At 72.4% G+C, this 13,173-nt stretch carries 13 protein-coding genes and 1 tRNA gene; 5 read left to right on the top strand and 9 right to left on the bottom strand.

Going from position 1 to position 13,173, the window contains the following annotated elements:
* Nucleotides 1-114: 114 nt before the first annotated feature.
* From ACZ5SK_RS15890 to ACZ5SK_RS15880, 3 genes are all read right to left on the bottom strand, one after another.
* Nucleotides 115-957, bottom strand: a complete 843-nt coding sequence (locus ACZ5SK_RS15890; protein WP_334583376.1) for an SCO1664 family protein — start codon at nucleotides 955-957, stop codon at nucleotides 115-117.
* Nucleotides 921-1,511, bottom strand: a complete 591-nt coding sequence (locus ACZ5SK_RS15885; RefSeq protein ID WP_319674017.1) for a DUF3090 domain-containing protein — start codon at nucleotides 1,509-1,511, stop codon at nucleotides 921-923. Before ACZ5SK_RS15885 ends, ACZ5SK_RS15890 begins: the two co-directional genes overlap by 37 nt.
* Nucleotides 1,512-1,622: 111 nt before the next feature.
* Nucleotides 1,623-2,309, bottom strand: a complete 687-nt coding sequence (locus ACZ5SK_RS15880) for a histidine phosphatase family protein (RefSeq protein ID WP_079663334.1) — start codon at nucleotides 2,307-2,309, stop codon at nucleotides 1,623-1,625.
* 62 nt (nucleotides 2,310-2,371) lie between these two features.
* Here ACZ5SK_RS15880 and corA point away from each other — a divergent pair, with 62 nt between their 5' ends.
* On the top strand, nucleotides 2,372-3,370 hold the full coding sequence (gene corA, locus ACZ5SK_RS15875) for a magnesium/cobalt transporter CorA (protein ID WP_334583377.1): 999 nt from the start codon (nucleotides 2,372-2,374) through the stop codon (nucleotides 3,368-3,370).
* An 82-nt stretch (nucleotides 3,371-3,452) separates the two neighbouring features.
* Here corA and ACZ5SK_RS15870 read toward each other — a convergent pair whose 3' ends face one another.
* Both ACZ5SK_RS15870 and ACZ5SK_RS15865 read right to left on the bottom strand, forming a co-directional pair.
* On the bottom strand, nucleotides 3,453-4,241 hold the full coding sequence (locus tag ACZ5SK_RS15870) for a ferritin-like domain-containing protein (RefSeq protein WP_334583378.1): 789 nt from the start codon (nucleotides 4,239-4,241) through the stop codon (nucleotides 3,453-3,455).
* A 184-nt stretch (nucleotides 4,242-4,425) separates the two neighbouring features.
* On the bottom strand, nucleotides 4,426-5,481 hold the full coding sequence (locus tag ACZ5SK_RS15865) for an LLM class F420-dependent oxidoreductase (protein WP_361701730.1): 1,056 nt from the start codon (nucleotides 5,479-5,481) through the stop codon (nucleotides 4,426-4,428).
* A 163-nt stretch (nucleotides 5,482-5,644) separates the two neighbouring features.
* Here ACZ5SK_RS15865 and ACZ5SK_RS15860 point away from each other — a divergent pair, with 163 nt between their 5' ends.
* Nucleotides 5,645-6,631, top strand: a complete 987-nt coding sequence (locus tag ACZ5SK_RS15860; protein WP_334583380.1) for an aldo/keto reductase — start codon at nucleotides 5,645-5,647, stop codon at nucleotides 6,629-6,631.
* On the top strand, nucleotides 6,628-8,895 hold the full coding sequence (locus ACZ5SK_RS15855; protein ID WP_334583381.1) for a helix-hairpin-helix domain-containing protein: 2,268 nt from the start codon (nucleotides 6,628-6,630) through the stop codon (nucleotides 8,893-8,895). The genes ACZ5SK_RS15860 and ACZ5SK_RS15855 overlap by 4 nt, the downstream gene beginning before the upstream one ends.
* Before the next feature lie 130 nt (nucleotides 8,896-9,025).
* Here ACZ5SK_RS15855 and ACZ5SK_RS15850 read toward each other — a convergent pair whose 3' ends face one another.
* Entirely contained in the window at nucleotides 9,026-9,703 is a 678-nt protein-coding gene (locus ACZ5SK_RS15850) for a hypothetical protein (protein WP_334583382.1), read from the bottom strand.
* 47 nt (nucleotides 9,704-9,750) lie between these two features.
* Here ACZ5SK_RS15850 and ACZ5SK_RS15845 point away from each other — a divergent pair, with 47 nt between their 5' ends.
* Entirely contained in the window at nucleotides 9,751-9,939 is a 189-nt protein-coding gene (locus ACZ5SK_RS15845; RefSeq protein ID WP_014671721.1) for a DUF5703 family protein, read from the top strand.
* Nucleotides 9,940-10,011: 72 nt separating this feature from the next.
* Here ACZ5SK_RS15845 and ACZ5SK_RS15840 read toward each other — a convergent pair whose 3' ends face one another.
* The 3 genes from ACZ5SK_RS15840 to ACZ5SK_RS15830 all read right to left on the bottom strand — a co-directional run bounded on the left by ACZ5SK_RS15840 (nucleotide 10,012) and on the right by ACZ5SK_RS15830 (nucleotide 12,811).
* Nucleotides 10,012-10,899, bottom strand: coding sequence for a chaplin (locus ACZ5SK_RS15840; protein ID WP_468576147.1), 888 nt, complete (start codon nucleotides 10,897-10,899; stop codon nucleotides 10,012-10,014).
* Nucleotides 10,900-11,082: 183 nt separating this feature from the next.
* Complete coding sequence (chpH, locus tag ACZ5SK_RS15835; RefSeq protein WP_079663328.1) at nucleotides 11,083-11,316, bottom strand: chaplin ChpH; 234 nt, start codon at nucleotides 11,314-11,316, stop codon at nucleotides 11,083-11,085.
* Nucleotides 11,317-11,482: 166 nt separating this feature from the next.
* Nucleotides 11,483-12,811, bottom strand: coding sequence for a M20/M25/M40 family metallo-hydrolase (locus ACZ5SK_RS15830; RefSeq protein ID WP_334583385.1), 1,329 nt, complete (start codon nucleotides 12,809-12,811; stop codon nucleotides 11,483-11,485).
* Nucleotides 12,812-13,019: 208 nt separating this feature from the next.
* On the opposite strand from ACZ5SK_RS15830, the gene ACZ5SK_RS15825 reads away from it, so the two are divergent.
* A tRNA-Leu gene (locus ACZ5SK_RS15825) sits at nucleotides 13,020-13,104 on the top strand.
* Nucleotides 13,105-13,173: the final 69 nt, after the last annotated feature.

The raw sequence follows: 13,173 nt of genomic DNA, 5'->3' as shown, positions 1-13,173 counted from the left end.
AACCGGACGGAAGTTGCGTATACGAACCGGAGCAGGCCGGATGGCCGGGAAGGCGCTCTTGCGCGGTTCCGGCCGATGTGAGCGATGTCTCTACACCGGGGGCTGCGCCCGGGGTTACACCGGGGGCCAGGGGATCGCCGGCCACTCTCCGCTCGGCTCCGGATGCTTCCCGGAGTCGAGCAGCGCCCCGGCACGCGCGCGCGTGGCGTCGAGTTCGGCGGGGGTGATGAGCGCGGCCAGGGTGACGGCCAGCCGCCCGCCGGGCTCCAGGGCGCCGGTGAGGGCCTTGAGGGCCGCGACGGCCTCAGCGGTCAGGGGCTCCCCCGCCCAGCCCCACAGGAGCGTGCGCAGCTTGTTCTCGGCGTTGAAGGTGACGCCGTGGTCGATGCCGTAGAGCCGGCCGTCGGCGGTGGGCAGCAGGTGGCCGCCCTTGCGGTCGGCGTTGTTGATCACCGCGTCGAGGACGGCGAGCCGGCGCAGCCGTTCGTCGTCGGCGTGCACCAGCAGCGCGGTGCGGCCCTCGCCGACCTCGGCGAAGCCGATCGCCTTCCAGCCGGGCTCGGGCTCCTCCCCGTCCACGAGGGCGAGCAGTTCGGCTTCGGGGGCCGTCTCGATCCACAGCTGGCACATGCCCTCGCCGTACGGCCCCTCGCGCAGCACGGTGGGCGGGACGAGGCCCCAGCCGGTCGCCTCGGAGACCTCGTAGGCGGCGACCTCGCGCTGGGCGAGGGTGCCGTCGGGGAAGTCCCACAGGGGTCTCTCCCCTGCGACCGGCTTGTAGACGCAGGCGGCCTCGCGGCCCTCCCTCGTGACAGTGCAGTACAGAGCCGCGTTGGAGGCGTCGCGGATGCGTCCGCGGACGGTGAGCTCGCCGTGCGCGAGGAGTTCGTACGATGCGGCGGAGGCGGGGTCGGTGGCCGTCACGCCCCCCGGCGGTATCCGTTCTGGCGCGGACATACGTGTCCTTCCGGGTCGAGCGGGAGGCTGCACAGCGGGCACGGCGGCCGGCCGGCGTTGACGACGTCGAGGGCTCGCTTGGCGAAGGCTCTCGCCTGCGCGCCGGTGAGCCGGACCCGCAGCATCGGGGGCCCGTTCTCCTCGTCCTGAAGGAGCTTTTCCTCGGCCTCGGCGAGATCCTCCTCGGAGTCCGCGTCGAGCTCCACGAGGGCCTGCGCCTCGACGATCATGCGCTGCTCCTCGCCGTCCCAGGCGAGGGCCATGGTGCCGACCCGGAACTCCTCCTCGATCGGGGTGTCGAGGGGCGCCGTGTCGGTGTTCTCGGCGGGCGACACGGCGGGCACCGGGGCGCTGCCGCCGCTACGTCGTACGACCTCGTCCAGCAGTTCGTCCATGCGCTCGGCGAGAGCGGCGACCTGGGTCTTCTCCAGGGCCACGCTGGTCACGCGGGCGCCGGCGGTGGCCTGGAGGAAGAAGGTACGGCGCCCGGGCAGTCCGACCGTACCGGCCACGAAGCGGTCCGGGGGGTCGTAGAGGAACACCTGACGGGACACGTCCTGTCTCCATGGGAATCGTGGGTCATCGTGGGTCGGGAAAGCGGTGGGGGAACGTCCGTGCCTGTACGCGCGCGTACAGGGACCGCTTCACCCTACTGCGGCCGACGATCACGGTGCGCCCGCACCGCCCCCGACCTCGGCCTCCCCGGCGGGGGGTTCCTCGCGCGGCGCGAGCGAGGCGAAGTCGCCGGTGTCGCCGAGGCGCACGAGAAAGGGGCGCAGCCGGGTGTAACGGATCGCGGTGATGGAACACGGTTCGACAGAGATCCGCTGGAAGAGGTCGAGATGAAGTCCGAGCGCGTCCGCGACGAGCGACTTGATGATGTCGCCGTGCGAGCACATCACATAGACGGCGTCGGCGCCGTGGTCGCGCTCCACGCGCGCGTTCCACTCGCGTACCGCCTCGGCGGCACGGGTCTGCATGGCCCTCATGGACTCGCCGCCGGGGAAGGCCGCCGCGGAGGGGTGCGCCTGCACGACCTCCATCAGCGGCTCGTCCATCAGCTCCGCGAGCTTGCGGCCGGACCAGTCGCCGTAGTGGCACTCCCCGATCCGCTCGTCGCTGTGCGCGCGCAGGCCGGGGCGGGCGTCGAGGAGGGGCTGAATCGTCTCCTGGCAGCGTTGCAGGGGGCTGGCGACGACCTCGGCGATCGGCAGCCCCTCCAGCCTGCCGGGCAGCGCGGCGGCCTGCGCGGCCCCGCGCTCGTCGAGGGCGACGCCGGGCGTCCAGCCGGCGAGCACTCCGGAGGTGTTGGCGGTGGACCGGCCGTGCCGGACGAGGATCAACGTGGGCATGCGGCCCAGCGTAGGCGCACCACGGGGTGCGGCTGCCGGTGTATGGCGGGAGAATGCGCTCCGTGATCGTCGACTGTGCCATCTACCGCGACGGGCGCCGCACGGAGGGACCCGCGGACTTCTCCGACGCCCTGGCGCAGTGCCGGGGCGGGGGCGACGCGTTCGTCTGGATCGGGCTGTACGAGCCCACGGAGCCGGAGTTCGACCAGGTCGCGGAGGAGTTCGGGCTGCACACGCTGGCCGTCGAGGACGCCCTCAACGCGCATCAGCGCCCCAAGCTGGAGGTGTACGACGACTCGCTGTTCATGGTCCTCAAGCCCGTGGGGTACGAGCCGAAGAGCGACATCGTCTCCTCCGGCGAGGTCATGGTCTTCGTGGGCGACTCGTTCGTGGTGACCGTGCGGCACGGCGAGGAGGCGCCCCTGGGGGACGTACGACACCGTCTGGAGGAGAAGCCCGAGATGCTCCGGCACGGCCCTACGGCGGTGCTCTACTCGATCGCCGACGCCGTGGTCGACCACTACGTCGAGGTGGCGGGCGAGTTGGGGACCGATCTGGAGGAGCTGGAGACGGAGGTGTTCTCGCCGACCGGCGGGGGCTCACGGCACACGGCGTCGCGGATCTACTCCTTCAAGCGGCAGGTCCTGGAGTTCCGGCGGGCGACGGGCCCGCTGGCGCAGCCGCTGGACCGGCTCGCGGGCGGGGGCCTGTTCGGCGTGCGCGTGCCGTTCGTCCACGAGAAGGCGCAGCCGTTCTTCCGCGACGTCAGCGACCACCTCACGCGCGTGAACGAGGCCGTCGAGGGACTGGACCGGCTGGTGTCGGACGTCCTCTCGGCGCATCTGGCGCAGATGAGCGTCCGGCAGAACGACGACATGCGGAAAATCTCCGCGTGGGCGGCCATGGCCGCGGTCCCCACGATGATCGCGGGGATCTACGGCATGAACTTCACACACATGCCCGAACTGCACTGGTGGTGGTCGTATCCGGCGGTGATCCTGCTGATGGCCGGCCTTGAGGTGGTGCTGTACCGGCTGTTCAAGCGGCGCGGCTGGCTCTAAGCGGCGCAACGGCTCCAGCGGGCAACGGGCTTCAGCGGCGCGGTCGGCTTCAGCGGCAGGAAGGCCGGGGCGCTCGGCCGGTTCAGGCGAACTCGGGCGTCTTGGCGGCCGGGCCGCCGAGCGCGTCGCGGCGCTCGGGCATCGTGAGGGAGACCATCCGCCGCCAGCCCGCGAACCGCTCCCACGCGTACCGGGCGTGGATGCCGGCCGCGAGGGCGGCCGACCTGGCCCTGGGCCAGCCGAGGATGCGGCCCATGCGGGCCATGACGGCCAGGCTGACGTCCCGATGGATCCGGATCTCGGCGAGCGCGCACGCGCGCAGCGTCCGCTGGATGACGCGGCCGTGTCCCGCGCGCGCGAAGCGCAGCAGTTCCTCGTGGCAGTACGCGAGGTGGTTGTCCTCGTCGTGGGAGATCATCTTCACGGCGCGCCCGAGGTCGGGGTGGTCGGCGAAGTGCCTGCGCAGCAGCTCCATCTGCTCGGAGGCACGCTGTTCGGTGACCCGGCTGTGGGCGAGGTAGACGACGACGTCCTGCACGCTCAGCGGCCGGTCGGTCCTGAGCCGGTCGTGGGCGAGGCCGATGCCGTCCCGCTCCAGGAGCATCGTGTAGTCGCTGTCCGGCGGGACGGGCACGGGTGCGAGGCCGCGCTTCCTCATCAGCGCGTGGAAGATCCGCCCGTGTTTGTCCTCGTCGGCGCCGTGGCGGGCGATCTTGGGGGCCAGGTCGCGTTCGCTGTGCGGGACCAGCGCGGCGATCCGGGCGTTCTCCCAGCCGCCCTGCGACTCACCGCCGGCGGCGATGGAGCAGAAGAGCGCGAAGGACTCGTCGTTGTCGATGATCTCCTGGAACAGACTCTTCGCCGAAAGCATGCAAACGAGTCAAATGCGGCCCGGCAGACGCCGCAACACCTGTGTCCGACAACTCCGCCAAAAGGCGGACGTCCCCAAGCACGACGAGGGCGTAACCGCGCGCGTCCCGGCGCGTTGTTCCCCGTGACGGCCGTGGCGGGGAAGACCCCCGAGCCCCCACCACGGCCGCTGAAAACTCCCCCTCCTACGCCAGGCCGGCGAGCTCCAGGGCCTGCGCGCCCGCCCGCAGCGAGGCGAGACGCTCGTCGAGGGTGAAGCCCGCCGGGGCGAGGGTGAGGGTGGTGACGCCGGCCGCCGCGTAGGCCTTCATCCGGTCGGCGATCCGCTCCGCCGAACCCAGCAGCGTCGTCCGGTCGATCAGCTCGTGCGGGATCGCGGCCGCGGCGCCCTGCTTGTCGCCGGACAGGTACTTGTCCTGGATCTCGGCGGCCGCCGCCTCGTACCCCATCCGCTGCGCGAGCTGGTTGTAGAAGTTCTGCTTGCGGCTGCCCATGCCGCCGACGTACAGCGCGGTGTAGGGGCGGAAGGTGTCGGCGAGCCGCTCGACGTCCTTGTCGTCGCCGACGGCCAGCGGCAGCGTCGGGCAGATGTCGAAGCCCTCAAGGGTCTTGCCGGCCTTCTCGCGCCCGGCCCGCAGGTGCTTGACCGCGGTGTCCTCCAGGTGGTCGGCGGAGGGGAAGATGAGCAGCGCGCCGTCGGCGATCTCGCCGGTCTGCTCCAGGTTCTTCGGCCCGATGGCGGCGATGTACAGCGGGATGTGCTCGCGCTCAGGGTGCACGGTCAGCTTGATCGGCTTGCCCGGGCCGCCCGGCAGCGGCAGCGTCCAGTGCTCGCCGTCGTACGACAGACGCTCCCGCGTCATCGCCTTGCGGACGATCTCGACGTACTCGCGTGTGCGGGAGAGCGGCTTGTCGAACTTGACGCCGTACCAGCCCTCGGAGACCTGTGGGCCGGAGACGCCGAGGCCGAGGCGGAAACGGCCGCCGGAGAGGGAGTCGAGGGTGGCGGCGGTCATCGCGGTCATCGCGGGCTGGCGCGCGGGGATCTGGAAGATGGCCGAGCCGACGTCGATCCGCTCGGTCTGCGCGGCGACCCAGGTGAGGACGGTGGCCGCGTCGGACCCGTAGGCCTCGGCGGCCCAGCAGACGGCGTATCCGAGGCGGTCGGCCTCCTGGGCCACGGCGAGGTTGTCGCCGTCCATTCCGGCACCCCAGTAGCCGAGGTTGATCCCGAGCTGCATGGCCGATTCCCCTTACTGATCAGTAACGACGCTGTTGCGGAGACAGTAGCGCGCGGGCGGCCGCCGGGTCAGGCCGCCGTCCCGTCGCGCGGGGCCCGCACCCGAAGATTCGGTTATCCACAGGCAACCCACTGCCCAGTTCTGGCCAGTAATCTCGGCGTTCATGGAGCAGAGGCATCTCGGCCGCACCGGCCTGCGTGTGTCCCGCATCGGGCTCGGCACCCTGACCTGGGGCCGTGACACCGACGAGCACGACGCCGCGGACGTCATGAAGACGTTCTGGGAGGCCGGCGGGACCCTCGTCGACACGGCCGACGTGTACGGCGACGGGGACGCCGAATACCTGCTCGGGCGGCTCATAGACGGCCTGGTGCCGCGCCGGGACCTGATCATCTCGACGAAGGCGGGCAGCGTGCCCGACCCGAACCGCCGCTTCGACGGCTCGCGGGGCCATCTCCTCGCCGCCCTCGACGCCTCGCTGGCCCGGCTCGGCACGGACTACGTCGATGTGTGGCAGGTGCACGCCTTCGACCCGGACACCCCGCTGGAGGAGACCCTGCAGGCCCTCGACATCGCTGTCGGCAGCGGCCGCGCCCGCTATGCCGGGGTAGCCAACTTCTGCGGCTGGCAGCTCGCCAAGGCGGCCACCTGGCAGCTCGCCGCCCCGGCCTCCCGGACGCGACTGGCGGCGACGCAGATGGAGTACTCGCTGCTGCAACGCGGCATCGAGCGCGAGGTGCTGCCGGCCGCGCTGGATCTGGGCATCGGCCTGCTGCCCTCCTCGCCGCTGGGCCGCGGCGTCCTCACCGGCAAGTACCGGGGCGACGCCCTGCCGCCCGACTCGCGCGGCGCCTCGGACCACTTCGGGCTCTTCGTCGAGCCCTACCTCGACGACACCGCGAGCCGCATCGTGGACGCCGTGGCGATCGCCGCGGACGGGCTCGCGGTGACCCCGCTCCAGGTCGCCCTCGCCTGGGTCCGCGACCGGCCGGGCGTGGCCGCCCCGATCGTCGGCGCACGCAACGCGCAGCAGCTCACGGCGGCATTGTCAGTGGAGGCCCTTAGTCTTCCTGACGAGATCTGCCGGGCGCTCGACGATGTGTCGGCGCCCCTGCACCGCTATCCCGATCACGACTGGAGCACGCTGTGAGCACGGAGCCGGTTCCCCCACAGAACACGGAGAACGCCGGGCCGGCGACGCCGGGGGCGACCGCCGAGAGCGGCGCGGCCGGCGAGCCGCCTGCCACGGAGACAGAGCCGGAGAGCACGGACCGGACCGACGGCGATGCCGCCGCCAGCGACGCCAGCGGCGACAGCGGTGGCGAGGGCGGTGGCGACGAAACGGCTTCGGCGAACGGCGAGGGCGGTGACGGGGAAGCCGCCGCGCAGCTCTCCGAGGCACAGGCCGAGCTCGCCGCGCAGAAGCTCGAGCGGGAGCGGATCGAGCGGCGCAAGGCCGAGAAGGCGGAGCCCATCGCCGCCGGGGCGGGGCTCACCGGGAAGGCCGCCGACCTGCTGGCCGCCGTCCGTGCCGTGGAGGGGGGCGCGAAGCCTGCGGCCACCGTCTTCGACGCATCGCAACCCGCCCCGCGCCGCCCGGCCCCGGAGCCGGTACGGCGTCCGCAGCCGGTGGCCGCCGAGCCCGACGCCGGGCCGGCGCCCGTGGCGGCGGACACGGTCGAGGGCGTACGGCGCGTGCTCGCCGACGGCGGCGCGCCCGAGGCGCTCGCGCCGCAGGCCGCCGCCACGCTCGGCGAGGGCGCAGGCGACGTGCTGCGCGAGGACCCGTGGCAGCTGTTGCGCGTCCCCGGCGTGCGGCCCGAGCAGGCCGACGGTTTCGCCCGGGCGCTGCTCGGCCCGCAGTGCGCGCCCGACGACGAACGACGCGGCCGCGCGGTGACGGTCTGGCTGCTGGAGCAGGCCGCCCTGGCCGGGCACACCGCTCTGGAGCTGCCGACGCTCACCGCGGCCCTCGGCCGCCAGGCCGTGCCGGACGCGGACGCGGCCGTGCAGAGCACGCTGGCCGAGGGCGAGGCCCTCGTCTTCCAGGACGCTCTGGACGCGCCCGCAGCCGGGCAGCCGACGGCGGGCGCCGAGGAGGGCGGCGACGAGGGCGAGGAGGCCCGGCCGGTCCGGGTCCTGGTGGGTCTGGAGCGGTACGCGCTCGCGGAGGAGAGCCTCGCCGACGCGCTGGCCCGCGTGGTCAACTCCCTGGCCAAGGAGGCCTCGGCAGCGTGGGAGTCGGCGACGGCCGACGCGTCCGGCAGCGCGGCCGAGCTGATCCGCGCCGTCGCCGGGCACCCTCTGGTGCTGCACACCGGCGGCGAGGCCGCCCGCGCCGAACCGGCGGCCCTGCTCACCGCGGCCCGGACGCTGGGCCTGCGCACCGTCGCGGCCTGCCACACACCGGACGGACGGCGCCGGTTCGCGGCCCTGCTGGGCGAGGCGGACGGCACCGTCGTGACCGTCCCCGGTCTGCTGGCCGGCACCGAAGGGCCCGGGCGGGACGCCGACGGAGCCTTCGCCCTCGATCTGCTGGTCGTGCTGGACGCGCCGCAGCTGGACGTGGAGAGCGCCGCGATGCTGGCGGAGTCGCTGCCGGACGGCGCACGGCTGGTGCTCAGCGGGGATCCGGCGGTGCTGTGGTCGGCCGGTCCCGGCCGGGTCTTCGCCGACCTGCTCGCGGCCCGCGTGTGCCCCCAGGTCGCCTCGCGCACGCCCGATCCGGGGCCCCTCGGCGAGCTGGTCTCCGGCGTCGGCATCGGCGAGCTGAACCAAGTCGACGCGCCCGGCAAGGAGATCGTGATCGTGCCGGTGCGGGACGCGGGCGAGGCCGTGCACCGCACCGTGCAGCTCGTCGCCGACTCGGTGCCGCGCGCCTTCGGGATCGCGCCCGAGGAGACGGTGGTGATCACCCCGGGGCACGGCGGCGCGGCCGGCACGCGCGCGCTGAACGCCGCCCTCAAGGAACGGCTCAATCCGGGCCCCGGCCGCTTCGGCGGCTTCGACCCCGGCGACCGGATCGCCTACTCCCCCGCGCCGGGCCGTACGGTGCCGGGCCGGGTGGTGACGGCCGACGCGGAGGGGCTGCACCTGACGTGCGCGGGCGCCTCCGTCGTCGTACCGAGGGAGCGGGTGGAGCAGGCCGTGCGGCACGGGTGGGCGCTGACCGCACACCAGGCGGTGGGCAGCCGGTGGTCCGCGGCGGTCGCGGTGCTGCCCGGGGACGCGGCGCAGGCGCTCTCCCGCCCCTGGGTGTACACGGCCTTCGGCCGGGCGGAACGGCATCTGTCCGTGGTGCACGGCGTGGAACAGGCCCTTGCGAGAGCCGTCGCCGAGGTTCCGGCGAAGCCCCGCACGACCCGCCTGCCGGTGCTGCTGCGCACCCAGGTCCCGGCGGCGGGCCCGGCCTAGGCCGGGCCCAGCACACCCAGCGCCTTCCCAGGACAGTCCTGGCACGAACGGCGGCGGCCGCGAAGGGTCTTCCCCCCGCGCGGCCGCCGCCGTCACGACCTCTCGGAACCCGCCGGCTCCCCGCTGCCTGCTAGCGGTCGGCGTCCAGTGGCTCCAGATCCTCGTCCTCGATGTCCACGAGATCCTCGCCGTCGTCGCCGTCCTCGAGTTCGTCGAACACCGCGCTCACGTCGAAGCGGCAGACCACCCGGCCGGGATCGGCCTGGTCGAACGGTGTCTCCAGCCACTCGCCCGGCTCGGCCGGTTCCTCGGCGGCCAACACCCACAGGGTGGAGTCGCCCTCCTCCAGACCGAATTCCTTGTGGCGGGAGGCGATCTCGTCCGGTTCGAACTCGCCGAACAGGATGCCCAGCGCCCCGTGCACGGTGCCCGCGACCTCCGCGCCCACTCCTTCGTCGTCCGCCGCCTCGACCCGCTGGGCCTGCGCCAGCAGCCGCTGTGGCTCCGCGACGGCGTAGTCGCGGCGGATCAGCACGCTCAGCGCGTTCGGCTCCTCGGGGCCCTCGTACGGCGGCAGGGAGTCCTCCGTGCCGGGGATCTCGAAGGGCGTGACCTCGTCATAGCGGTCGTAGAGCAGTTCGTCATAGACCTCGGCGGCCGCGGCCAGCTCGTTGAACGCCTCGTAGACGGCCGGGTCGTCCTCACCCGACCTGCGCTCGACCGCCGCCAGGTGGCGGTCGAGCGCGGTCTTGACCGCCTCGGCGGCGGCACGTACCTCGGCAGCGGTGGGCTGCGCAGCATCAGACATAGTGCAGACGCTATCCGTACCGGGCCCCAGCCCGCACAATAGATGCGATGCCGGAATACGAATTTGTCGACGTGTACGTACCGCGCGGGGTCTCCCGCAAGGAGGCGACACGACTGCTGACCGACCATGCCGAGTACGGACACTGGGAGTTGGACCGCCTGAGCCTGCTGCGTGACGGCAGCCGCAGGGTGCGGTTGCGCAGGCGCATCATCCGCCAGGTACGGGCCACGTGGTGAGGTGAGACGACGCAAACGGAGCGGGCCCCGCCGAGGCGGGGCCCGCTCCGTCGTGTACTGCGCCCGGGAGGGTCACACGGTGGCACGCGCCTTGCGGTAGAGCACCGCGCCTGCGAGCAGTGCGCCCGCTCCGGCCGGCAGGACGAGGCCCATCGGCAGGTCGCTGCCGGTGTGCGCGAGTTGCGCGGCGGCGGGCTGGGCGGCGGGCCGGTGGGCCGAGGCGGCGCCGGCCGGCGTCACGTGGTTCGAGGCGGACGGCACGGCCCCGGGTCCGGACGGGGTGGACTGGCCGTGCTCGCCCGGCTTGCCGGGTCCCTGGTCACCGGGCTTGCCCGGCGTCTCGTGGCCACGGGACGGAGGCGTGTGGACGCCAGAACCGCCGCCGTTGGCACAGTCGTTGCCCATCGACGGGTTGAGGAGCCCGACGACGTCGACGCTGTTGCCGCACACGTTCACCGGCACGTCGATCGGCGCCTGGACGTGGTTGCCGGAGCCGACACCGGCCGATCCGCCGGTGTACCCGCCCGCATGCGCGCCTCCGGAGCCGCCCTGGGCGCCGGAGCCGTCATGGCCTCCACCGTTGTGGTTTCCGCCGTGGTTACCGGCCTGGCTGCCGCCGGCTCCCTCGTCGTCGCCGTACCCGCCGGCTCCCTGGTCGTCGCCGTACCCGCCGCCTCCCCGGTGGTCGCCGTACCCGCCGCCCGACGACGCACCGCCGCTCTTGTTGGCGCAGGAGTTGCCGAAGGACGGGTTGAGTGCCCCGACGACGTCGACGGTGTTGCCGCAGACGTTCACGGGGACGTTGATCGGCGCCTGCACCGAGTTGCCCGACAGGACGCCGGGCGAGTCCGTAGCGACGCCGTTCGCGGCGGAGTCGGCGTGGGCGTAGCCGCCGGCGGCGGCGATCACCCCCGTCGCCGCCGCCATGGTCATGAGGCTTTTGCGGGTGACCTGTCGCATTGCTGAATCCCTGCTTTCGATCTCATGCTCGTCCCGAATTCCTCGCATCATTCCAGCTGTTCGAATTATTCGGGCACTTCGAAATTCTTCGGCTTTTCCTTCGGAAAACGACCGGTCGGTCCCGGAGCGCATGGCGCGCGCTCCGGGACCGACGGCGACAGACGACCCCTCAGCGGGTCGACGTCACTTGTTGATGCAGACGTTGCCGAAGGCGGGGTTCAGCAGCCCGATCACCGAGATCGTGTTGCCGCAGACGTTCACCGGGATGTGCACGGGCACCTGGACCACGTTGCCGGACACGACACCCGGGGAATGCACCGCGGCACCCTGCGCACCGGCATCGGCGACGGCCAGGCCCGCACCCGCGAGAACCAGACCACCAGTGGCAGCCGCAGCAGCGACGACCTTCTTGATCATTATTCCTCCTAGTTGGCAAAGCGATCCCAAGCATCGGATCGCATCACCTGTAACGAGGGGGAATTAATGAGGCTACGAGCTTATCGTCGCATTCACTCTTCCCGGTCACGTCCGTACAAGCGGCCGATTTATCCCGGCTGGTGAAATCTAGTTTCACCGGGACGATTCAGGACGCGTCGATGAAGCGGTCGAGCACACGCACCCCGAACTGCAGCCCGTCCACCGGCACCCGCTCGTCGACGCCGTGGAACATCCCGGCGAAGTCGAGCTCCGGTGGGAGCTTGAGGGGGGCGAAGCCGAAGCCGCGGATGCCGAGGTCGTCGAAGGACTTGGCGTCGGTCCCGCCGGAGAGCATGTAGGGGATGGCCTTCGCGGTCGGGTCCTCGGCGATCAGCGCGGACTGCATGGCCTCGACGAGCGGCCCGTCGAAGGAGGTCTCCAGGGCCTTGTCCGAGTGCACGTCCTCGCGGCGCACCTTCGGGCCGAGGAGCCGGTCGAGGTCGGCGAGGAACTCCTCCTCGTGCCCGGGCAGGAACCGCCCGTCGACATGCGCGGTGGCCTCGCCCGGGATGACGTTGACCTTGTAGCCGGCGCCGAGCTGGGTCGGGTTGGCCGTGTTGCTGAGGGTCGCGCCGATCAGCTTGGCGATGCCGCCCAGCCGGGCGAGCGTCGACTGCATGTCCTCGGGGTCCAGCTCGGTCCCGAGGGCGTCGCCGAGCTCGTCGAGGAAGGCCCGGGTCGTCTTGGTGACCCGCACCGGGAAGGTGTGCCTGCCGAGCCGGGCGACCGCCTCGGACAGCTCGGTGATCGCGTTGTCCCGGTGGATCATCGAGCCGTGTCCGGCGGTCCCGGCGACGGTGAGCTTCATCCAGTGCATGCCCTTCTCGGCCGTCTGGATCAGATAGAGCCGGCGCTCCTCGCTCACGGTGAACGAGAACCCGCCGACCTCGCTGATCGCCTCGGTGACGCCCTCGAAGAGGTCGGGGTGATGGTCGACGAGGTGGCGGGCGCCGTACAGTCCGCCGGCCTCCTCGTCGGCGAGGAAGGCGAGAACGATGTCACGGGGCGGCCTGCGGCCGGAGCGCAGCCGGTCGCGGACGACCGCCAGCGTCATCGCGTCCATGTCCTTCATGTCGACCGCGCCCCGGCCCCACACGCACCCGTCGGCGACCTCGCCGGAGAACGGGTGGTGGGTCCAGTCGACCGCGTTGGCCGGGACGACGTCGAGGTGGCCGTGGATGAGCAGCGCGGGCCGGGACGGGTCCTCGCCCTCGATGCGGGCCACGGTGGAGGCCCGGCCCGGGTGCGACTCGAAGATCTTCGGTTCGAGGCCCACCTCGGCGAGCTTCTCGGCGACCCACTCGGCCGCCTTGCGCTCGCCGGGACCCGAGTGGTCGCCGTAGTTGCTGGTGTCGATCCGGATCAGCTCGCGGCAGAGGTCCACGACCTCGTCCTCGCCGGTGACGCTCCTGGCCGTGTCGTCCGTCGCGTTCACGCTGCTTCCTCCCGCTGTCACTGCTGCTGGTCCCCCTCATCCTCCCCCTCCCCCGCGCCCCCGCCCAAGACCGGGCCCGGCCCGTCACACGCCGTTCACGCCGGACGCTCCGCGGGAGGCGGAGGGCCGGCCGTGATCGGGGCACCCCGGAAAGCCTGGTAATGTTTACGTCGTCGCCGCGAGGGAAACCCCGCACGACAGACACCTTGTCCGGGTGGCGGAATGGCAGACGCGCTAGCTTGAGGTGCTAGTGCCCTTTATCGGGCGTGGGGGTTCAAGTCCCCCCTCGGACACAGAACCAGAGAGGGCGGTTCCGGCCAGTCGGCCGGGGCCGCCCTCTCTGGCGTGTCACGCCTCTCAGG

The organism is Streptomyces sp. NPDC031474 (assembly GCF_055581185.1).
This window is presented reverse-complemented; position numbering and strand designations above follow the sequence as displayed.

Coding starts and splice junctions, on each gene's coding strand:
- ACZ5SK_RS15890 (WP_334583376.1), bottom strand. CDS start 957: ATGTCCGCGCCAGAACGGATACCGCCGGGGGGCGTGACGGCCACCGAC.
- ACZ5SK_RS15880 (WP_079663334.1), bottom strand. CDS start 2,309: ATGCCCACGTTGATCCTCGTCCGGCACGGCCGGTCCACCGCCAACACC.
- ACZ5SK_RS15870 (WP_334583378.1), bottom strand. CDS start 4,241: ATGCTTTCGGCGAAGAGTCTGTTCCAGGAGATCATCGACAACGACGAG.
- ACZ5SK_RS15865 (WP_361701730.1), bottom strand. CDS start 5,481: ATGCAGCTCGGGATCAACCTCGGCTACTGGGGTGCCGGAATGGACGGC.
- ACZ5SK_RS15860 (WP_334583380.1), top strand. CDS start 5,645: ATGGAGCAGAGGCATCTCGGCCGCACCGGCCTGCGTGTGTCCCGCATC.
- ACZ5SK_RS15850 (WP_334583382.1), bottom strand. CDS start 9,703: ATGTCTGATGCTGCGCAGCCCACCGCTGCCGAGGTACGTGCCGCCGCC.
- ACZ5SK_RS15845 (WP_014671721.1), top strand. CDS start 9,751: ATGCCGGAATACGAATTTGTCGACGTGTACGTACCGCGCGGGGTCTCC.
- ACZ5SK_RS15840 (WP_468576147.1), bottom strand. CDS start 10,899: ATGCGACAGGTCACCCGCAAAAGCCTCATGACCATGGCGGCGGCGACG.
- chpH (WP_079663328.1), bottom strand. CDS start 11,316: ATGATCAAGAAGGTCGTCGCTGCTGCGGCTGCCACTGGTGGTCTGGTT.